The organism is uncultured Porphyromonas sp. (assembly GCF_938023125.1).
In the GTDB taxonomy this organism is placed as follows: Bacteria; Bacteroidota; Bacteroidia; order Bacteroidales; family Porphyromonadaceae; genus Porphyromonas.
Window position 1 is genome coordinate 110864 of the sequence record NZ_CALHDW010000006.1, and the last position, 19037, is coordinate 129900.

Here is a 19037-nt window from a genome sequence, read left to right on the forward strand (position 1 = left end):
ATACGTTTATAAGGGATTATTTCTTGAGCCAGCGGTCTAGCCAACGGAAGAAGGTGCGCTGCCAGAGTACCGAATTCTGGGGCTGGAGTACCCAGTGATTCTCGTCGGGATAGAGCAACATCTCGGTGGGAACGCCATGCATACGAGCTGCGTCAAAAGCCATCATCCCCTGTGATGCCAGGATGCGGTAGTCGCGCTCTCCGTGAATGATAAGTATGGGGGTATCCCATTTATCCACGAAGAGATGAGGCGAGGTGGCAAAGGTGCGTTGTGCGGTTGCATTGGATTTTTCCCAAGGAGCACCTCCCATATCCCAATTGGCAAACCATTTCTCCTCCGTTTCCAGGTACTGAGCTTCCAAATTGAAGATACCGGCGTGGGCGATGAAGCAGTTGAAACGCTTTTCGTGATGACCTGCAAGCCAATATACCGAGAAGCCTCCGTAGCTGGCGCCCACACAGCCCATTCCGTTAGGATCTATGTAGGGTTCTTTCTTCATTTCGTCGGCAGCTGTTAGGTAGTCGCGCATGTTCTGACCTCCGTAGTCGCCACTAATCTGTTCGTTCCATGCCTTACCGAATCCGGGAACACCGTGACGGTTGGGGAGAATTACGATATATCCGTTCTCTGCCATGATGCGAGGATTCCAACGATAGGACCAGAATTGGCTGATTGTGCTCTGTGGCCCTCCTTGGCAATATAGGATGGAGGGATATTTTTTTGAGGCATCAAAGTTGGCGGGATAGAGTACCCAAACGAGCATCTTCTCGCCATTGGTGGTATTCATCCAGCGCTTTTCGCAACGAACGTCTCCCAGCTGAGCGAGGGTCGATTCGTTCTCTTTTGTGATAGCCGTAGCCGTGCCCTTCTTGAGGTCTACACGGTAGAGGTCGGTGGGGGCTAGCATGGATTGGCGTGCTGCAACGAGCGTCGTGCCTTGTAGGTCGAAGCCCACATAATCCATCTGCCCTTGGGTGATACGGCGTATTTTTCTGTTCTTGAGCGTGAGTTCGTATAGGTGCGACTCGGCTTCTACACAAGCAATAAAGTAGATGCTTTTTCCGTCCGGGCTCCAGGTGGGTTGCTCTACGTTGTACTCAAAACCTTCGGTGAGGTAGGTCTTCTCGCCCGTGGTTCTATCGAGGAGGAAAAGGCGGATCAGATCCGACTCGTACCCATCGCGCTCCATGCTACGCCATGCCATGTACTTACCATCAGGGGAGAACGTGGGGTGGGTATCGTAGCCCATCATGCCCTCGGTTAGGTTGGTGGTAGTGCCGGTTGTGAGGTCGTAGTAATAAATATCTGAGTTGGTGGAGAGGCTGTATTCTAGTCCCGTTTTTTTGCGACTGGCATAGGCAATACCCTTGCCGTCGGGGGTGATGGCGATGTCGCTCTCGTCGCTGTGGGGCTTCATGGGAGCCTCGAATAGTTCGCCTTCTAGGAGATCCTTGCCTTGTGTGATGGGCTGCTGAGCGAGAGAGGCAACGAAGGTATGGGGAGCGGTTTCTACCCACTCATCCCAATGCTTGTACATAAGATCAGTAATGACACGTCCCGAGATTTTATCGAGGTCGGGATTGCGATCTTTTGCTTCGTTGGGGAGCTTGATATCCGCCGTATATACGAGCTGTTTGCCGTCTTGGCTGTAGAGGTATCCGGTGATTCCCCCGGGGATGCGGGTTACTTGACGCTGGTCGGTGCCATCGGGAAGGATGCTGACAAGTTGCATTTCTCCCTCAATGACCGTAAGATAGGCAATGCGCTTCCCGCCTTCGATCCAGCGAGGAGAGACGGCTGTGTGCGTGCCATCAGTAAGAGCTTTACGACCCGAACCATCGCTATTGACAAGGAAAAGTTGCGTCTTTGCCTTGTTGTCTTGGATGCTTGGTAGGCTCACACTGTACACAACTTGTTTGCCATTGGGGGAGAGAGAGAAGCCTCCTATCCGAGCCATGGTAAGGAGCATTTCCGGAGTCATCATAGAGGATTGAGAAGTCTGTAGGGTTGGATTTCCATCGCTATAGCCTGCTGCATATGCGGGTATGGCAAGCGAAACGGCTGCGAGGAGGCTGAGGATAGTTCTTTTCATAGGATATGGCATTCTTGATGATTAATAGATAGCCTCACGACGCTCGAGTAGCGAGGTGTCGCTGATATAGTCGTCGTAATTGATGATTTTGTCGATGCTCCCCTTGGGGCCCAACTCAATTACACGATTGGCAACGGTACGAATAAACTCGTGGTCGTGGCTGCTGAAGAGGACATTCCCCTTGAATCCGATGAGCGTATTGTTGAACGCTTGGATCGACTCTAGGTCAAGGTGGTTGGTGGGGGTGTCCAGCACGAGCACGTTAGCTCCCGGGGGAAGCATCATTTTGGAGATCATACAACGCATCTTTTCTCCCCCGGAGAGTACCGAAGCGCTCTTATTCACTTCCTCTCCACTGAAGAGCATACGTCCGAGGAATCCCTTGATATAGACGTCGTTGGTGTCCTGAGCGAACTGCCCGAGCCACTCGATCAAGTTCATATCGGTATTGAAGAAGTTGGTATTATCTAGTGGAAGATAGGCTTTGGTGATGGTCTGTCCCCATTCGAATGTACCCGAGTCGGCTTTGCGATTGTCGTTGATAATCTCAAAAAGGGCTGTCATGGCGCGAGGGTCGCGGCTGATGAAAACGATCTTGTCGCCCTGCTCTACATTGAAGTTGAGGTCTTGGAAAAGGATTTGCCCTTCGATGCTTGCGGTTAGCCCCTTGACCTCTAGAATGCGGTTGCCCGGCTCACGCTCGGGTTGGAATATAATCCCAGGGTAGCGGCGAGAGGAGGCCACAATCTCATCCACGTTGAGCTTCTCGAGCATTTTTTTACGACTGGTTGTCTGCTTGCTCTTGGCCACGTTGGCACTAAAGCGGCGGATGAATTCTTCGAGTTCCTTGCGCTTCTCCTCGTTCTTTTTATTCTGCTGTTGCTGCTGGCGGAGGGCCAATTGGCTAGACTCGTACCAGAAGGAGTAGTTCCCGGCAAACTGGCGCACCTTACCAAAGTCGATGTCGATGGTGTGGGTGGAAACGGCGTCGAGGAAGTGACGGTCGTGGCTCACAACGAGTACGGTGCTCTCTGTTTCCGCAAGATAATCTTCGAGCCATCCTACGGTATCGAGGTCGAGGTCGTTGGTAGGTTCGTCCAGCAAAAGGTTGTCGGGTTTACCAAAGAGGGCTCGAGCGAGTAGCACACGCACTTTTTGCTTACCGCTGATGTCCTTCATGAGCTGGTAGTGGAGATCTTCTTTGATCCCAAGTCCGCTGAGAAGAGCTGCGGCGTCACTCTCGGCATTCCAACCGTCTAGATTGGCGAATTGCTCTTCCAATTCTGCCACGCGATTGCCGTCTTCGTCGGAAAAATCCTCCTTGGCATAGATGGCATTTTTCTCCTCCATCACCTCCCATAGGGTGCTGTGCCCCATCAAAACGGTATTGAGGACGGTAAACTCATCGAAGGCAAAGTGATCCTGACTAAGTACGCTGAGACGCTCGCCGGGACCCAAAGAAATGCTGCCACGAGTGGGGTCTATTTGCCCACTAATGGCACGAAGTAGAGTAGACTTCCCTGCTCCGTTGGCTCCAATAATCCCGTAGCAATTGCCGGGGGTGAACTTGAGATTGACATCCTGAAACAGGACGCGCTTGCCAAATTGGATGCAGAGGTCGTTGATCGTGATCATATATATATGTATTCGTTTTCTGTTATTGTCTTAGAACCATTTGATGCGTTTGAGTAGGAAGAAGGCGCCTACTGAGATAACAACGGCAATAACTACCAACCCCCAAAATGCGACGGGTGATTGCTCGAGCCCACTGGGCACGTTCATCCCATATAGGCTGGCAATGAGGGTAGGGAGCATGAGTAGAATGGAAACGCTGGTCATTCGCTTCATGATCGTATTCACATTGTTGGAGATAACGCTGGCGAAGGCATCCATCGTACCCGTTAGGATTTCGGCATGGATAGTCACCGTATTGTAAGCCTGCTTGAGCTCAATACTAACGTCTTCTGCGAGGTCTTCGTCGTATCCGATGCTGCGGCGGCTCCCTTGTAACTTGTTGATAACGGCTTCGTTGCCTCGGATGGAGGTGCTAAAGTATACGAGGCACTTTTGGAGCTTCATGAGCTGCAAGAGGTCTTCGTTGCGAATGCTGCTCTCGAGGGCTTCTTCCGCTTCCATGATAAGCGAACTTATCTGCTTGAGGTACTTTAGGAACCACACGGCCGAGCTGTGTACGAGGCGGAAGATGAAATCGGTCTCGCTCATTACCACAATCTTTTTGCGTCGGTTGTGCCCGATAAAGTCGGGCATTAACTGCGTGCGATGGTAGCATACTGTTACCATAATGTGCCGCTCGGGGGAGTAAATAATACCGATGGGGATAGTGGTATAGGGCGTGGCAGAGTCGGACGCCACGATGGGGATACGCACAATAGTTAGGTTCCAGCCCTCTTCTTCTTCCGTACGAGGACGCTCGTCGGCGTCGGCAATGTCGGCAATAAACGACTCGGGGATTTCCAAATCGTTGGTCAAGAAGTCGAGGTCTTCTGTTGTGGGGCTTACCACTTTCATCCAGCAACCCTCATGTAGGGTGTCGGTCTCAACAAAGCCTTTTTCGGGGTAAAAGTATCTACGCATAGTCTTTTTTTTTCGTAAGAAAGGATGCACGTTTTTTGTCGTAAGTGCGTAGACGATAAGAATAAATGCCACTTTTGCCGCTCTTATAGGGCAGGGCATCAGGCAGGCTCGGAGCCCTAATTATAGAATCTTTGCCGGGGGAGGGCGCTTCTGCAGGTGGGCTTTCGCTTGGGATAGCCCTTAGTTCTCCTCCTATCTATAATGAGGCGAGCGTAATAGCATGATAGACGCTCTCTCGCCTTATTGGGTCGCTGCACTGGATGCCGATGGGCGACTTATCGTCTGAAGTTTGCGGCGGTAACGAATCGTCTGTCATTGCTTTTTATTACTTCGAATCTCTTTTAATTTATGAGAGGAATACTCCATGTGCAAAGGTAGCAATTTCTTGCCAATGAGAGTGCCCTCTCTATTCCCTTGTGAAGGCGAATCTAACTGTGCTCCAAACCGATTGGGCTTATGATCACTTTCATTTTGGAGCGATGAGCCACAATGATCTGTACCAATACGGGAGACAGGCTGCGCATATAGGAGCGGTACCCCTCACGGGCAAGGGCTTCTTGCAGGTCGCGATGTCTTTTGATGTAGTTGCGCATATTGCGCACGGCATTCTGCTTGGGGTTGCTGGTGATGTTGCCTTCGATGCTAAACCATTTGAGGGCCACCTCTTGGGTGGCATAGGGGCGAGCTTCTATGCTGTAGCATAGTTCCTCTTGTTTGTTCGGTTTCCCGATCTTCCAATTCATCATAAATAGATAATAAAATATATACACGTACTCTTCTTTCTCTTCCCATATCCTTGGAGTGGATTGCGGGCAGAAGAGTATAAATAAATGGCTTGTTGTGGCCTCTCTCTCCCATCGGGGTTGCCCCATCGGGGTAGGGAGGTCTTGGGGTGGATGTCTCTCTCTCTCAGAGAAAAAGATCACCTCTTTATATAATCGGAGTGGGCCTCTGCCTCCCCGTGAGAGCCTTAGGCTAGGTTACAGCCTTGCCCGAAGAGGTGGGATGGTGTCTATAAATCTCGTCTCCTCTTCGGAGCTCGCCTTGGCGAGAGTTCCGAGGCAAAGGTAGTAATATTTGGGAGCTTTGTTCCCCCTTTTTCGTAAGTATATTATGCGGGCGAAATAGGGCGTTTCGAGGGATAGATAGAGACCCTTCTACACCCTATATAGAGGGTATGGAAGGGTCGTCTCGTGTATAAAATGGGGCCTTTGTCTCCCTACTCTTTAGGGTCTCGATTGCGCCATTTATAATCCAATCCCATCAAGGCTCCGGCAAAGGTACAGATCTCACCAAAGGCCACCATTACGGTAGGCGAGATCTCCCCTTCGGGAGGTGCATAAAAAGAACAGAAAAGCAATACAACACCCAGCAGGGTGGTGATGGCGGCATACCAAAGCTGGAAAGAGAGTCGGTTCATAGCTGATCATACGCCTCCTTCGCATCGAAACAAGGGCATAGTTTGGTCCATTCGTTGGGCGAAATCTTGCCGTCTCCATTGAGGTCGGGACTAAGATCTCGATGCCCCACGATGCGCGCTTGGGGGTAACATCTGCGCAGCATCCTTAGGAGTACTACCAGGGCTCCTCGCTGCTCTAGGGTGCGCGTATCGCTAGGGGTGCCGTCGCTGAGCAATCCTCCCTCGTAGCATACCCCAATGCTTTTGCGGTTATAACCTCGGGCGTGCGCCCCCACTACGTTGAGGGGGCGTAGGGGAATGATAATACCATCTCTCGGGATGTAGAAATGATAACCGGCAGAGCGCATACCCCGAGCTCGGTGATCGCGTTCCAACTGCTCCACCTTGTAGGGGCGATCGATGCGCGTGGCAGAGCAATGCACTACAATATATTGTACATTCATATACGTGTTGTCGTTTTTAATGGAGTATAGTGTCCCCTCCTCGTAGAGTTTCCATGTTTTGTTACGAGAGAAGGGGGCGAGAATGAAAGAATGGGGGCAAAAGTGGAGTCCCTATGCGTGGGGAGAAGCCGACCTTTGCCCCCTCTTAGTTAGAGTTGACTAGAGTAAGGTTAGAGTTTATTCGTTCCCTTCGCCACTTGAGGAGGTACCGCTACCACTACCGCTATTGGGAGGCGTTACGGGTTTCCCTTTACCCTCTGCAGTTTTCCCCTTTTCGTCAGCAAGGGTGAAGCGGATGCGGCGGCGTGCATCTTTGAGCAGCATACCGGGCAAGAAGTGCAGCGTAGGGGGGAGAATATTGTTGTGCGTAAACTCCTTGACGCTCTTGGCGGCCTTACTACGCATGTTGAAGCGAAGGCGCCCCAATTCTCCTATTTCGACGATATTGCCCTTGGCCAGTTCGTCGGCAATGAGGCGCGTGAGTGTGCTGATAACGCTGAGTACGTCGCCTCGGGAGATGGCAGAAATCTGACCGATGAGTGTGATAAGATCTTCGAGGCCGGTAGTGGCACGCGGTTCGGTTTGAGCGACAACAACCTCTTTGGGATTCGCTTTGTCGAAGTTAAGGGTTCGACGGACCACACGATAATTTACAGACATAATTTTTGTCGGAATAAATAGTTAATAAAATGTTTTTGCTCTCCTCGTGGAGGGGGCCTGGGGGATGGAGTAGGCGTAGTACTAAAGAATGAGTCTTTGATTGGGGTAAGCCGGCATCCTTTTGTCAAAGCCTCTTGATCTCACCTCTCCCACACAAAATAGAATGTAGGTAGGGGGGAGCCTTCTCTAGAGTCGCTTGTTGCTCTTATTCCCACTGGTGCTAGAGAGTGCCCTCTCTCGTGGATTGCATTGCAAAGGTAAAGCGAGATTTTGCCTCTTGCAATAGCCTCGCCCAAAATGTGCCGCGTTGTGCTGCCTTGTGTTGTTTCGTGCTGTGTTGTGCTCCTTTCTTGGGGGATAATCCCCTCCTTTATAAGAAGGCATCCATCGGGGCTCTCCTTTTATTTCATTGCGTGCGCTGCGGAGGGGAGGACGGTTTTTGGGGAGAATGTTTTACCTTTGGGAAAAGTACGAATAAAACGAACCCTCTATGAAACGTTATTCTCTCTTCCTATCCTTGTTGCTTACATTCGCTTTGGCAACAACGCTTTCTGCACAAAGTCTCGCGGGGATCTCTATCGAAGCAAGGAGTGTCCCTATCGTTGTTTACGTAGACAATACTCAGGTTTGCAACCCTACCTATAGTTGCTATGTGGCTTTGCCTAGGGGTAACTATCGAGTGCGAATAGAGATGGCCCTGGAGCGACTCCGCCCAAGGCAGCGAGTTATATACGACCGCAATTTTTACTTCTCGGGCTATGGTACAGAGTACATTGATGCCGAGAGGTATATCTCTCGAGACAACGTTTACCCGGGTGATAGAGACGATTATGGTCACCCCAATAGAGACTACCCCTTTGTGACCAACTCCAAAGGATATCGGTTGCGTCCCATCGCTCAGCAGGCCTATCAGGCGTTGCGAGAAGAGCTCAAGAGGGCTAATTTCAAGTCGGATGTGGAAAAGGTGATGGCACTCTATCCTATCGATGCCGGGGTGACGGCTCAGCAATTCAAAGACCTCTGCTCCGTGCCCACCTTCGATAGCTCTAGATTGGTGGTCGCTCGTGTCTTAGCTAGTCAGGTGTTTGATATTGAGAATTGCATAAAGATGAGCGATATCTTCTCGTTCTCATCTTCGGAGAACGAAGTGCGAGACCTACTGCGCAAAGAGCTCGACTTCCGCTACGGCTACAACAAAGGCTGGTAACCCATATCCGCCCCCAAAGGAAGATCTCCTAAGGGCTTGGCAAAAGGGCTGACTTCTCCGGGGGAGAAGCCAGCCCTTTCTATTATCCTAACCGATAAATCCTTATCGCACAGCTATAGTCCCAAACAAACTATCCTTATTCGTGTGAGGTGGGGTGGAGTCGAATGCGTATGGGTGTGAGGGTGCTCCTCTTCGGCTTCCGATAACGTGTAAGTCCGGGTGGTTTTTCTGAGGGTGGAGGCTGGTTTCTCAGGACTTATAGGCCACGTTCCCAAGTTTTTCTCACCGGTAAAACAAAAAGGGATACCCAAAAGATTTTCATCTCTCAGGTATCCCTTTATTGGGATTGTATCTAGTTCGCTAGATTACTTGCGCTCTTCGATAGCAGCTTGTGCAGCAGCTACGCGTGCGATGGGCACACGGAAGGGTGAGCAAGATACGTAGTTGAGCCCTACACGGTGGCAGAACTTAACGGACGAGGGTTCACCACCATGCTCGCCGCAGATACCCACTTTGAGGTCGGGACGGATGGCACGACCACGCTCGGTTGCCATGCTGATGAGTTGTCCCACACCCTTCTGGTCGAGTACTTGGAAGGGGTCGACCTTTAGGATCTTCTGCTCGAGGTAGTGAGGCAAGAAGCTGGCGATGTCGTCGCGAGAGTACCCGAAGGTCATCTGCGTAAGGTCGTTCGTACCAAACGAGAAGAACTCAGCCGACGAGGCGATGCGGTCTGCGGTGAGAGCCGCACGAGGGATCTCAATCATCGTACCTACCTTAAAGTCGAGGCGTACACCCTCTTCTTCAAATACCTTTTCTGCTGTAGCGCGGATTACTTCCTCTTGTTGCTTGAACTCGTAGAGGATACCAACGAGAGGTACCATGATCTCGGGATGAGTTTCAATACCCTCCTTCTGGAGTTGGCAGCAAGCCCCGAGGATGGCACGCGTCTGCATGCGAGTAATTTCGGGGAAGGTATTACCGAGACGGCAACCACGGTGCCCGAGCATTGGGTTTTGCTCGTTGAGCTTTTCGATGCGAGCTGTGAGGGTCGCAAGATCGATACCCATAGCTTCTGCCATCTCTTTCTGTTGCTTTACGTCGTGGGGAACAAACTCATGGAGAGGGGGGTCGAGAAGACGTACCGTCACGGGCAAGCCTTGCATTACTTTGAAGATCTCATAAAAGTCTTTACGCTGGTAAGGCAAGATCTTTTCGAGGGCTTTTACACGACCCTCTTCGTCTTCGGAGAGGATCATCTCACGCATGGCTTTGATCTTTTCTGCTTCGAAGAACATGTGCTCTGTACGGCAGAGACCGATACCTACGGCACCAAAGTTGCGAGCCGTTGCAGCGTCGCGAGGAGTGTCTGCATTGGTGCGAACTTGGAGGCGTGCGTGCTTATCGGCAAGCGTCATCAAGGTGCGGAAGTCATCGTCCATTTCGGCAGCAACCGTAGCAACTTCGCCGAGGAATACTTCACCCGTACTACCATTGATAGAGATCTTATCGCCTTCGTGGAGAACGGTCTTACCGATAGTAAGCGTGCGCTCTACCATGTTCACCATCATTTCGCCGGCACCGGTGATACAGCACTTACCCATACCACGAGCCACTACGGCAGCGTGAGAGGTCATACCCCCACGTGTGGTGAGGATACCTTGAGAGGCTGTCATACCTTCGAGGTCTTCGGGAGAAGTCTCTTGGCGTACGATGATTACTTTCTTGCCTTCTGCGTTCCAAGCAGCGGCGTCGTCGGCAAAGAATACAATTTGTCCCGTTGCAGCACCGGGAGATGCAGGGAGACCCTTCGTGAGGAGTTGGGCCTTCTTTAGCGCTTCCTTATCGAATACGGGGTGGAGTAGCTCATCGAGTTTGTTGGGTTCGATACGCATGATGGCTTGCTCTTCTGTGATCTTACCTTCGCGGAGTAGGTCACAAGCAATCTTAACCATTGCGCTACCGGTGCGCTTACCATTACGTGTTTGGAGGAGCCAGAGTTTGCCTTCTTGTACGGTAAACTCCATATCCTGCATATCAGAGTAGTGGTCTTCTAGCTTTTGTTGGATGGCGTTGAGCTCGGCATAAATCTCGGGCATGCATTCCTCCATAGAGGGGTACTTAGCAGCACGATCTGCTTCGCTAATGCCTCCGCGTTCTGCCCAACGTTGTGAACCAATCTTGGTGATTTGTTGAGGAGTACGGATACCGGCTACTACGTCTTCTCCTTGTGCATTGATAAGGTACTCTCCGTTGAAGAGGTTTTCTCCGTTACCGGCATCGCGAGAGAAGCATACCCCTGTAGCTGAGGTATTGCCCATGTTCCCGAATACCATAGCTTGTACGGTTACAGCGGTTCCCCACTCAGCAGGGATACCTTCCATCTTGCGGTAGAGGATTGCGCGCTCGTTCATCCATGAGTTGAATACCGCCATAATGGCACCCCATAGTTGCTCATAGGGGTCTGCGGGGAAGTCCTTACCGGTACGCTCGTATACTGCTTTTTTGAAGCGAACTACGAGGTCTTTGAGGTTTTCTACCGAGAGTTCGTTGTCGAGTTTTACTCCGGCTTCTTCTTTTACCTGCTCAATAATGGCTTCGAAAGGATCCTGTTCGGTCTTTTCGGCAGGCTTCATGCCAAGTACCACGTCACCGTACATTTGTACGAAACGGCGGTAAGAGTCCCAAGCGAAACGCTCGTTGCCGGTTTTTTTGCTGAGGCCGGCTACTACTTCGTCATTGAGACCAAGGTTGAGGATGGTGTCCATCATCCCGGGCATGGATGCACGAGCTCCGGAACGAACCGACACGAGCAATGGGTTTGAGGGATCACCAAAGTTATGACTCATAAGGGTTTCGATACCCTTGATTGCAGACTTTACTTCGTCATTGAGGAGGTTGCGTACCTCTTCTCCACCAATTGAGTAGTATTCGCTACATACGTCAGTGGTAATTGTAAAACCTGGAGGAACAGGTACCCCGATTAGGTTCATCTCTGCGAGGTTGGCACCTTTACCACCAAGCAGATTCCTCATGTCAGCACGTCCCTCGGCCTTACCATCACCAAAGGAATAAACTCGTTTTTTTTCCATCTGTGCTTCTTTGTTAGTTTAGCGTATTCTTATAATCTTTTGTCTTCTTAATTTCGTTGGGATTAGTTGGAGGGCGGAGAGGTCCCTTCTCGGGTGCCACTCTGGGATGAGGTGTTGCCGGCACCTTCTGTATCGGTGTCGCCACCTTCGCCATCCCACCAGCCGGCTTCGCCTTCGTTGCCGCCACCGGCAGAGCCGCATGGATTATAGCCTTGGGGGATGTTGAACTTCTTGTCGCGGGAGTAACCTATAGTCCTATCGCTATAGACCTTCTTGATGAACTTGGCAAAGATAGGAAGCGCAGCAGCAGCTCCTTGTCCGATGGAGGTGGAGTTGAAGTGGATAGAGCGGTCTTCGCCACCTACCCAGCACCCGGCTACGATCTCGGGAGAGAATCCAATAAACCAGCTGTCGCTATTGTTTTGCGTTGTCCCTGTCTTACCACCAAGTGGCAGCTCCAGGCCGTAGCGGCTTCTTAGGCGCCCACCGGTACCGCCATTCACTACAGCTTGCAGCATATCCAGCATCTTTAGGGAGGTCTCTTCGTTGAGAACCTCGGTCATGCGGGGGGCAAAGCTTTCGATTGTATTACCAAATTGGTCTTCGATGCGGGTAACGTAGAGCGGGCTCACACGTATCCCTTGCGATACAAATGTGGTATAGGCACTTACCATCTCGGCAAGACAAACGTCGGGAGTACCTGCGGCCAACGACACTACCGGGTCAATATGGCCCGTAATGCCGTACGATTTGAGTAGACGTACGAAGGTAACGGGCGAGGTTTGCCCCATGAGATAAGCCGTAACCCAGTTGGAGGAGTTTTGCAAACCCCAACGGATCGAAACCATCTCGCCTTGGCGGCGGGCACCTCCGCTTCGGGGCGTCCAGGCACGTCCATTGCCGTCGTAGAGAGTTACGGGGTTGTGGAGTACCATGTCGCAGGGAGACATCCCTTCTGACATCAAGAGCGAGTAGAGGAAGGGTTTGATGGTCGAACCGACCTGCCTGCGCCCCTGATTGACCATATCGTACTTGAAGGTGCGGAAGTCAATCCCACCCACATAGGCAAGTACATGCCCATTCGAGGGGTTCATTGCCATAAAGGCGGAGCGCAATAGCCCCTTATAGTAGAGGATCGAGTCGCGGGGAGACATGGTCTTATCTATCATGCCATCCCAAGACCAAACCTGCATCTTTCTCTTCTGATCGAAGGCTGCGAGTATCTCTTTGTCACTCGCCCCCTCTTGCTTCATTTGGTACCAACGATCGGACTGCTTCATGGCGCGTAGAATCATTGCTTCCCGGTCGGCTGCAGAAACTCGTGAAGAATAGGGGGCGGACTTGGAGCCCTTTTTCTCTTGGTCAAAGGCGGGTTGCAAGAAGCCACCTAGGTGCTCGCGAATGGCTTCTTCGGCATAGCGTTGCATGCGGCTATCTATGGTACAATAGATTTTCAGCCCGTCTGCATAGAGGTCGTAGTTCTTGCCGTTTGCCTTTTGGGTCTTTTCGCACCATCCGTAGAGGGGGTCGTTTTCCCAAGCGGTGCTATCGGCAACATACTGTCCTATGGACCACTCGTTGTAGTTGCTCTTGTCCGGCTTTTGGGCCGTGAGTATCAGTCGGATGAACTCTCGGAAGTAGGGAGCGAGACCCTCGTTGTGCTGCGCTTTGTGGAAGCGTGTTACAAGAGGGAGGGCTGCTACAGAGTCGGCTTCGGCCTCTGTGAGGAAGCCCGCTTTGGCCATCTGTTTGAGCACTACATTCCGGCGCTCTAATGCCCAGTCCTTGTCGTTGTGAAGGATGGGGTTGAAGACCGCCGGGTTCTTACACATCCCCACCAGCATGGCACTCTCCTGTAGGTTGAGCTCGCTGGGCTTTTTGCTAAAATAGGTCTCTGCTGCCGAGCGAATACCCACTGCATTGTAGAGGAAGTCGAACTGATTGAGATACATGCAGATGATCTCCTCTTTAGTGTAGTAACGCTCTAGTTTGACGGCAATAACCCATTCGATAGGCTTTTGTAGAAGTCGCTCGATTACGTTGTCTGCCTTGGGGGAGTAGAGCTGCTTGGCAAGCTGCTGCGTGATGGTACTACCACCACCGCTGCCTTTTTGTCTTAGTATCCCGCGCTTAACAATAGCACGGAGCAAGCCTCGGGCATCAATCCCGGAGTGGTCTTCGAAGCGAATGTCTTCTACCGCTATCAAGGCTCGCACGAGGTCGGGCGATAGCTCTTGGTACGACGAATATATGCGGTTATTGCCGTTACGGGCATAAGACCCTAGGGTGACACCGTCTGCCGAGATCAGCTGCGATGCATATTTATCTATGGGATTCTGTAATTGCTCTACAGGGGGCATGTAGCCAATGATGCCAAACCATATAAGTAGGAATAGCAGCAAGACAAAAGCCCAAAAAGAGCCGAATACAATCCATAGGATCTTTCTTATTTTTTGACGCATCAATAAGGAAGTGCTAGTTTGTACTCTGTCTGTTTTCTATTTACTTGGACTCGCGTTCCTTGATCAGCCCCAATTGGTAAGCCTCAAGGAGTTGCTTGAGATTGTTGACCTGCTCACGAAGCACCTTGCCCATATCCGTGTCTGCAACGAGTATTCGGTGCGAGGTAGGCTCCGTCACTACAGTAACACTTCTGATGTCGTCAAGGTTCTCAATCGCTTCACGTTTGCTGCTAAATGGTTCGTGCTGTACAAGCTGCAAGCCTCTAGAGTTGAACGTGAGGGTGTATCCTGCAATACCGGTGCTCGACTGGTAGGCGCGGCTGAATCCGCCATCGATTACAAGGAGCTTCCCACCTGCCATAAGGGGCTTTTCTCCCTTTACGGCCTTGACGGGTACGTGCCCATTGATTACGTGGCAATCGGGACCTTCTAAGCCAAAGTCTGCAAGAATGCGTGTGATGGCCTGAGCATCATCGCGGTACTTATAGTAGTAGCCTTTGTGCTCTTTGTGGGTATCCTTATCCTTGATAAAGTAACGTTCGAAGGTAGTCATGGCACTCTTATCGAAGAGGGGAGAGTCGGGTCCACACCACAGGTACCACATATAGTCCACCGATTTTTGTTTGCGGTCACTGCTCTCGGGGGCTTGGTAGGCGTCACGTACTACCGTATCGATTTTCTGCAGTAGGGCTTTACCCTTGTAGGTACCACTGCCCACGTGTACCTCTTTGAGCATACCCTCTTTGTCGAGGGGCATTGAGGCGTGGTAGAGTAGGTTGCCATTGCATACGAGGTACATGCTCCCGATTTTGTAGAGGGTACGAATATGCTCGTGTAGCTTGATACTATGGGCAAAAGAGAGTCTCAATTGCTCTACTACAGAGGCCTCTTCAGGGGTTAGTTCGAAGGGGTTGTCGTGGTTCACCGTGGGGAAGTTCATATCCAGCATCGGGTGATGGCCATACCCTCCATTGGGGGCTGTATGGGTAAGATCGAGCGATCCCTCTTCCCAGTTGATCTTATCAAAGAGGTCGCGATCCTCCATCTTATACTCGGGATGCGCTGCGATCAGAGCGTGCTCCAGCTTAAATTGAATTACGGCAATGGCCTTGTGCATCTGGCTGATGAGGTAGACACTCTTCTCGTCGTAGCTTGCGTCGGAGTCGCCCATCTTGGGTTTGAAGCAGTCGCAAGGGTCGTCCGCATAGGTGTCCATGGCGAAGCGAGCCAGGGGGAGAAGGTTGATGTTGTAGCCATCCTCAATGGTGTCGAGGTTGGCATACCGTAGGGCAATACGGATTACATTGGCCATACAAGCCAGGTTGCCGGCCGCTGCTCCCATCCAAAGCATGTCGTGGTTACCCCATTGCACGTCCACATTATGGTAGTGCATTACGGTGTCCATGATATGCTGAGCACCGGGGCCTCTATCAAATATATCCCCTACGAGGTGGAGCCTATCGATGGCAAGACGCTTGATGGTGGTGCTGATGGCTATGATAAAGTCGTCGGCACAGTTTGTGGCTATGATAGTGTCGAAGATACTAGCGATGTAGGCACTTTTGTTGGGGTTAATCCCATCTTCGTGTAATAGCTCTTGTATGATGTAGCTATACTTCTGGGGGAGGGACTTGCGTACCTTAGAGCGAGTGTATTTCTCTCCCATCTTGCGGCACACTTTCACAAGGCGTATCAAGGTGAGGCGATACCACTCATCGAGGTTGGATAGCTCCTTCTTGCAGCGCTCTAGCTTCTCCGCAGGATAGTATATAAGAGTGGCCAATTCTGCCATCTCGCGCTCCTGCAGTTGGTGGCCAAATAGTTCGCGTACTTTGCGTAGGATACTCCCCGAGGCATTCTTGAGCACGTGGTTGAATGCTTCGTATTCTCCGTGTACATCGGCGAGGAAATGCTCTGTGCCCTTGGGCAGGTTGAGGATGGCTTCGAGATTGATAATCTCGGTGGAAGCCTCGGCTGATGTCGGGAAACTATTGGACAAAAGCTGAAGGTAGCGAAGGTCCTTGCGGATGGCTTCTACTTGCTCGTTGGGTTCTCTTGTCATACTGGATACGCAAAACTAGTTTTCATTATCACAGAGCAAAGGTACTCTTTTTGTGGGGAGTGGCAATAGTGGCAGGCTTGTATGGTCGCTTCTCTCTTGCCGGGTTGGCGATTCCTTTCTCGCTTTACTGCCAACGGATTACAACTTTTCTTCCTCGTTGGATTCTGTCAAAGGGGCATTTTTCCTAGTAAAGATCGGCGAGAAGGGCTGTGAAACGGAGGAAAAACGCTGCCCTGTTCTTTTTTCGTTTTAGGGCAGCAATAAAATGTTTCCCGGCTAGAATCATGGGGGAATACTGGGTGATATTTTTCTGAAAATCAGCTGTATTTCTGTCGAGAATTAGCCTACCTTTGCGTCTGTTATTGGCTAGTTGTTTTTCGGATGTCCCTTTCAGTGCGTCATTCCCTCGAGTCGGATCTTTCTTGCATGCTGGCTATCTATGAGCGAGCACGTGCCTACATGGCATCGTTGGGTAATCCGCATCAGTGGGGCGACTCGGGCTATCCCTCCTCCGCCCTGCTTCGAGAGGATATAGCTCGAGGCGTTAGTTATGTGGTTGTCGATCAGAGTGATGAGGTTGTTGCCACCTTCGTTTTTGTAGAGGGGGAGGACCCTACCTATATTATAATAGAGGGAGCGTGGCTCAATGAGGAGCCCTACGGAGTGATACATCGCTTGGCCTCTTCGGGGCGAGAGAGGGGGATCGCTCGTTTTGTTTTTGATTGGTGCTCACAGCGCTCTCGCAATCTGCGTGTGGATACCCATGCGCAAAACCTTGTGATGCAGCACCTCTTTCTCTCTTTGGGCTTTGTTCCGTGTGGTACAATTTTTCTGCCGGATGGAGCCCCTCGCCTTGCCTACCAGCGGATAATCCTACAGGCCTAGAGGGGCGGCGAGTCTGCCTTCGTTAGAGGGAGCAGGATGCGTTATTCGCCCAAAAAGAAGTACTTTTGAATCCTAAATTAACGTGCTTTGAGGCACTCTAGAGTGATAGATTATGGATTCGCTAGATTCGAAAAAAGATTCCCTTGGAGGGCATACGGCAAAGAAAAGTGCGCCTACTATCTGGGCGGCAGTAGGGGTCGGACTCGCGACTTTGGGTGGTGGCCTTTTGGGTTGGATGCACCGCAGGCGGCAGGTTGCTCTTGAAAAGCGCACGATTGACTTGTCGGCGCCGATTCAATCCCTTGAGGTCGGTTCGGGCTTCGATGTGGAGCTGAGTTTTGGTTTGTCTGAAGGGCTCGTGATGGAAGGGCATTCTGCCATTTTCGATGAGGTTAACTATACCCTTCATGAGGGGTTGCTTCGTGTTTACCTTTCTCCCGATGGTTTGTTGACCGAGCTCCCGCGGAGGGTTACATTGTATTTGTCGGTTCCTTTCCTCCCCTCTATTACGCTATTGAGTGATAGTTCGCTCACGGCTCAGGGGGTGAATGAGGTAGATCATTTTACGCTCGTACAGCACTCTTCTCGCCTCAAAGGCTTGCAGGTGGAGGGAGAAGTGGCCTCTATTCGGCTTTCCGGTGAGTTTAAGAGCTCTGGGCGTTTCCGTTCAAAGACCCTTTCCGTTCAGACGGTGGGGAATGGTCGGTTAAAGTATGATGCCCTTACGTCGGAGACGAATCTCTCTATGGCGGGCTCTGGGGTGGCGTACTTTTCCGGTCTGGCGGATCGGGTGGATTGTTCCTTGTCGGGGCGTAGCAAGGTGCATGCTGAGAAGTTTGTTGCCGAGAGTATCAAGGTGCTCCTGAGTCACGATGCTCAGGCGGAGTGGAAGGTGGATAAGACCTATTCGGTTACGCTTTCTGAGCGATCGCATCTCATCCTTCGGGGAGAAGGGGCTAAGCCTTCTGATGTGACCGTCACCCAGCAGGCGAATTTTATCCGTTGTAAATAATCGTACACCTATTATATATAGTAATATATGACGCAATCATTGCCAATCCAAGAGTATTACGCCCCCGAGTTTAGTCACTGCTGGGGGTGTGGGCAGGCGCATCCTTCGGGGTTGCATCTCCGTAGTTACATGGCTCCCGATGGCGCTTCTGCTACTTGTACCACCACGCCGCCGGATGTTTACACGGGAGGGGTGCCCTCGAATCTGTATGGAGGGTTTATTGCCATGCTTTTCGATTGTCATGGTACGGCTTCGGCGGCCGGGTTTTATCTGGCAGCGCATCAGATCCCTCTAAGTCGTGAGACCTTGGATCGCTTTGTTACGGCGCACTTGGAAGTGGATTATCTACGCCCGACTCCGATGAATTGTGTTCTAAAGGTGGTGGCCCGTCCTCTGGAGGTGACAGATCGCAAGGCCATTTTGGAGATGGAATTGTGGGCTGGAGAAGAGAAAACAGCAATCGCCAAAATGGTCGCTGTGCGCTTCGTGAAGAAGTAGAACCCCTCAAAATTTGCTCTGTATCTACATCGTGGCAAGAAATTTTCCTCTGTAAGTTGTTGAGATATAGCTGTGTAATGTTTCTTAACATCAGAAGATTAGGGATAAATTTGGTCAGGTCAGAATAAAAGTATTACCTTTGCAAACGCAAACGAGGCAAGGGGGCAAGCGAGCTTCCGCTAAATAAGGCTCGGTTGCGATGAGGATGAAAGAGATTTTTCCTCGAAGTATTGCAGAAGTCAAAATAATTTTTGTACCTTTGCAGTCACGTTCGCTTCACGAACGGGTTCAGCTCCTACGGGGTTGGATTACGGGAGGAGGGGCGAGATAACGAGATCTTTGAGAAGCTTGATATATAACAAATTGTGTAGTGCACGCCACGAATTTCTTGGTAACGAGGAATGCGTGCGTGGGAACGAATACGAGGTAAGATTGAACGTTTTAAAAGGCGACCCGATCTAAAGAGAACTCTGAATAAGGTGCTACCAATAATAAGGACAAGGACATCCAAGGAGTCACAAAGAAGGATTATAACAAAACAAAAATAACAATGGAGAGTTTGATCCTGGCTCAGGATGAACGCTAGCGATAGGCTTAACACATGCAAGT

General features: G+C 51.0%; 14 protein-coding genes. 4 read left to right on the forward strand and 10 right to left on the reverse strand.

Features of this window, described 5'->3' with window-relative positions; all coding sequences use genetic code 11:
- Positions 1-16: 16 nt before the first annotated feature.
- The 7 genes from Q0090_RS01865 to Q0090_RS01895 form a co-directional block, all read right to left on the reverse strand.
- Complete coding sequence (locus Q0090_RS01865) at positions 17-2092, reverse strand: S9 family peptidase (protein WP_297946888.1); 2076 nt, start codon at positions 2090-2092, stop codon at positions 17-19.
- Between the two features lie 21 nt (positions 2093-2113).
- Entirely contained in the window at positions 2114-3727 is a 1614-nt protein-coding gene (locus tag Q0090_RS01870; protein WP_297946890.1) for an ATP-binding cassette domain-containing protein, read from the reverse strand.
- A 30-nt stretch (positions 3728-3757) separates the two neighbouring features.
- Positions 3758-4687, reverse strand: coding sequence for a magnesium transporter CorA family protein (locus Q0090_RS01875; RefSeq protein ID WP_297946892.1), 930 nt, complete (start codon positions 4685-4687; stop codon positions 3758-3760).
- Between the two features lie 428 nt (positions 4688-5115).
- On the reverse strand, positions 5116-5433 hold the full coding sequence (locus tag Q0090_RS01880) for a DUF4248 domain-containing protein (RefSeq protein WP_297946894.1): 318 nt from the start codon (positions 5431-5433) through the stop codon (positions 5116-5118).
- A gap of 473 nt (positions 5434-5906) precedes the next feature.
- Positions 5907-6107, reverse strand: coding sequence for a hypothetical protein (locus Q0090_RS01885; RefSeq protein ID WP_297946896.1), 201 nt, complete (start codon positions 6105-6107; stop codon positions 5907-5909).
- Positions 6104-6550 carry an N-acetylmuramoyl-L-alanine amidase gene (locus Q0090_RS01890; RefSeq protein WP_297946898.1) on the reverse strand — a complete coding sequence of 149 codons (447 nt, stop codon included), beginning with the start codon at positions 6548-6550 and terminating at the stop codon, positions 6104-6106. The genes Q0090_RS01885 and Q0090_RS01890 overlap by 4 nt, the downstream gene beginning before the upstream one ends.
- A 177-nt stretch (positions 6551-6727) precedes the next feature.
- Positions 6728-7210, reverse strand: coding sequence for an HU family DNA-binding protein (locus tag Q0090_RS01895; protein WP_297946900.1), 483 nt, complete (start codon positions 7208-7210; stop codon positions 6728-6730).
- Positions 7211-7700: 490 nt separating this feature from the next.
- Here Q0090_RS01895 and Q0090_RS01900 point away from each other — a divergent pair, with 490 nt between their 5' ends.
- Positions 7701-8417, forward strand: a complete 717-nt coding sequence (locus Q0090_RS01900; protein WP_297946902.1) for a DUF4476 domain-containing protein — start codon at positions 7701-7703, stop codon at positions 8415-8417.
- Positions 8418-8782: 365 nt separating this feature from the next.
- Here Q0090_RS01900 and ppdK read toward each other — a convergent pair whose 3' ends face one another.
- The 3 genes from ppdK to Q0090_RS01915 all read right to left on the reverse strand — a co-directional run bounded on the left by ppdK (position 8783) and on the right by Q0090_RS01915 (position 16033).
- Complete coding sequence (gene ppdK / locus Q0090_RS01905; RefSeq protein WP_297946904.1) at positions 8783-11509, reverse strand: pyruvate, phosphate dikinase; 2727 nt, start codon at positions 11507-11509, stop codon at positions 8783-8785.
- A 62-nt stretch (positions 11510-11571) separates the two neighbouring features.
- The gene (locus Q0090_RS01910; RefSeq protein ID WP_297946906.1) at positions 11572-13971 is read right to left on the reverse strand and encodes a transglycosylase domain-containing protein; all 2400 of its coding nucleotides are present in this window, start codon (positions 13969-13971) and stop codon (positions 11572-11574) included.
- Between the two features lie 40 nt (positions 13972-14011).
- On the reverse strand, positions 14012-16033 hold the full coding sequence (locus tag Q0090_RS01915; RefSeq protein WP_297946908.1) for a fructose-1,6-bisphosphatase: 2022 nt from the start codon (positions 16031-16033) through the stop codon (positions 14012-14014).
- Positions 16034-16459: 426 nt separating this feature from the next.
- Here Q0090_RS01915 and Q0090_RS01920 point away from each other — a divergent pair, with 426 nt between their 5' ends.
- The 3 genes from Q0090_RS01920 (at position 16460) to Q0090_RS01930 (ending at position 18428) form a co-directional block, all read left to right on the forward strand.
- Positions 16460-16918, forward strand: a complete 459-nt coding sequence (locus Q0090_RS01920) for an N-acetyltransferase (RefSeq protein WP_297946911.1) — start codon at positions 16460-16462, stop codon at positions 16916-16918.
- A 112-nt stretch (positions 16919-17030) separates the two neighbouring features.
- Positions 17031-17930 (forward strand): DUF2807 domain-containing protein, encoded by a 900-nt coding sequence (locus Q0090_RS01925; RefSeq protein ID WP_297946913.1) that lies wholly within the window; start codon positions 17031-17033, stop codon positions 17928-17930.
- Positions 17931-17957: 27 nt separating this feature from the next.
- A complete protein-coding gene (locus Q0090_RS01930) occupies positions 17958-18428 on the forward strand; it encodes a PaaI family thioesterase (RefSeq protein ID WP_297946915.1) in 471 nt (156 codons plus the stop codon).
- Positions 18429-19037 lie beyond the last annotated feature (609 nt).

Coding starts and splice junctions, on each gene's coding strand:
- Q0090_RS01920 (WP_297946911.1), top strand. CDS start 16,460: ATGCTGGCTATCTATGAGCGAGCACGTGCCTACATGGCATCGTTGGGT.
- Q0090_RS01925 (WP_297946913.1), top strand. CDS start 17,031: ATGGATTCGCTAGATTCGAAAAAAGATTCCCTTGGAGGGCATACGGCA.
- Q0090_RS01880 (WP_297946894.1), bottom strand. CDS start 5,433: ATGATGAATTGGAAGATCGGGAAACCGAACAAACAAGAGGAACTATGC.
- Q0090_RS01885 (WP_297946896.1), bottom strand. CDS start 6,107: ATGAACCGACTCTCTTTCCAGCTTTGGTATGCCGCCATCACCACCCTG.
- Q0090_RS01910 (WP_297946906.1), bottom strand. CDS start 13,971: ATGCGTCAAAAAATAAGAAAGATCCTATGGATTGTATTCGGCTCTTTT.
- Q0090_RS01875 (WP_297946892.1), bottom strand. CDS start 4,687: ATGCGTAGATACTTTTACCCCGAAAAAGGCTTTGTTGAGACCGACACC.
- Q0090_RS01895 (WP_297946900.1), bottom strand. CDS start 7,210: ATGTCTGTAAATTATCGTGTGGTCCGTCGAACCCTTAACTTCGACAAA.
- Q0090_RS01865 (WP_297946888.1), bottom strand. CDS start 2,092: ATGAAAAGAACTATCCTCAGCCTCCTCGCAGCCGTTTCGCTTGCCATA.
- Q0090_RS01900 (WP_297946902.1), top strand. CDS start 7,701: ATGAAACGTTATTCTCTCTTCCTATCCTTGTTGCTTACATTCGCTTTG.
- ppdK (WP_297946904.1), bottom strand. CDS start 11,509: ATGGAAAAAAAACGAGTTTATTCCTTTGGTGATGGTAAGGCCGAGGGA.
- Q0090_RS01870 (WP_297946890.1), bottom strand. CDS start 3,727: ATGATCACGATCAACGACCTCTGCATCCAATTTGGCAAGCGCGTCCTG.
- Q0090_RS01930 (WP_297946915.1), top strand. CDS start 17,958: ATGACGCAATCATTGCCAATCCAAGAGTATTACGCCCCCGAGTTTAGT.
- Q0090_RS01890 (WP_297946898.1), bottom strand. CDS start 6,550: ATGAATGTACAATATATTGTAGTGCATTGCTCTGCCACGCGCATCGAT.
- Q0090_RS01915 (WP_297946908.1), bottom strand. CDS start 16,033: ATGACAAGAGAACCCAACGAGCAAGTAGAAGCCATCCGCAAGGACCTT.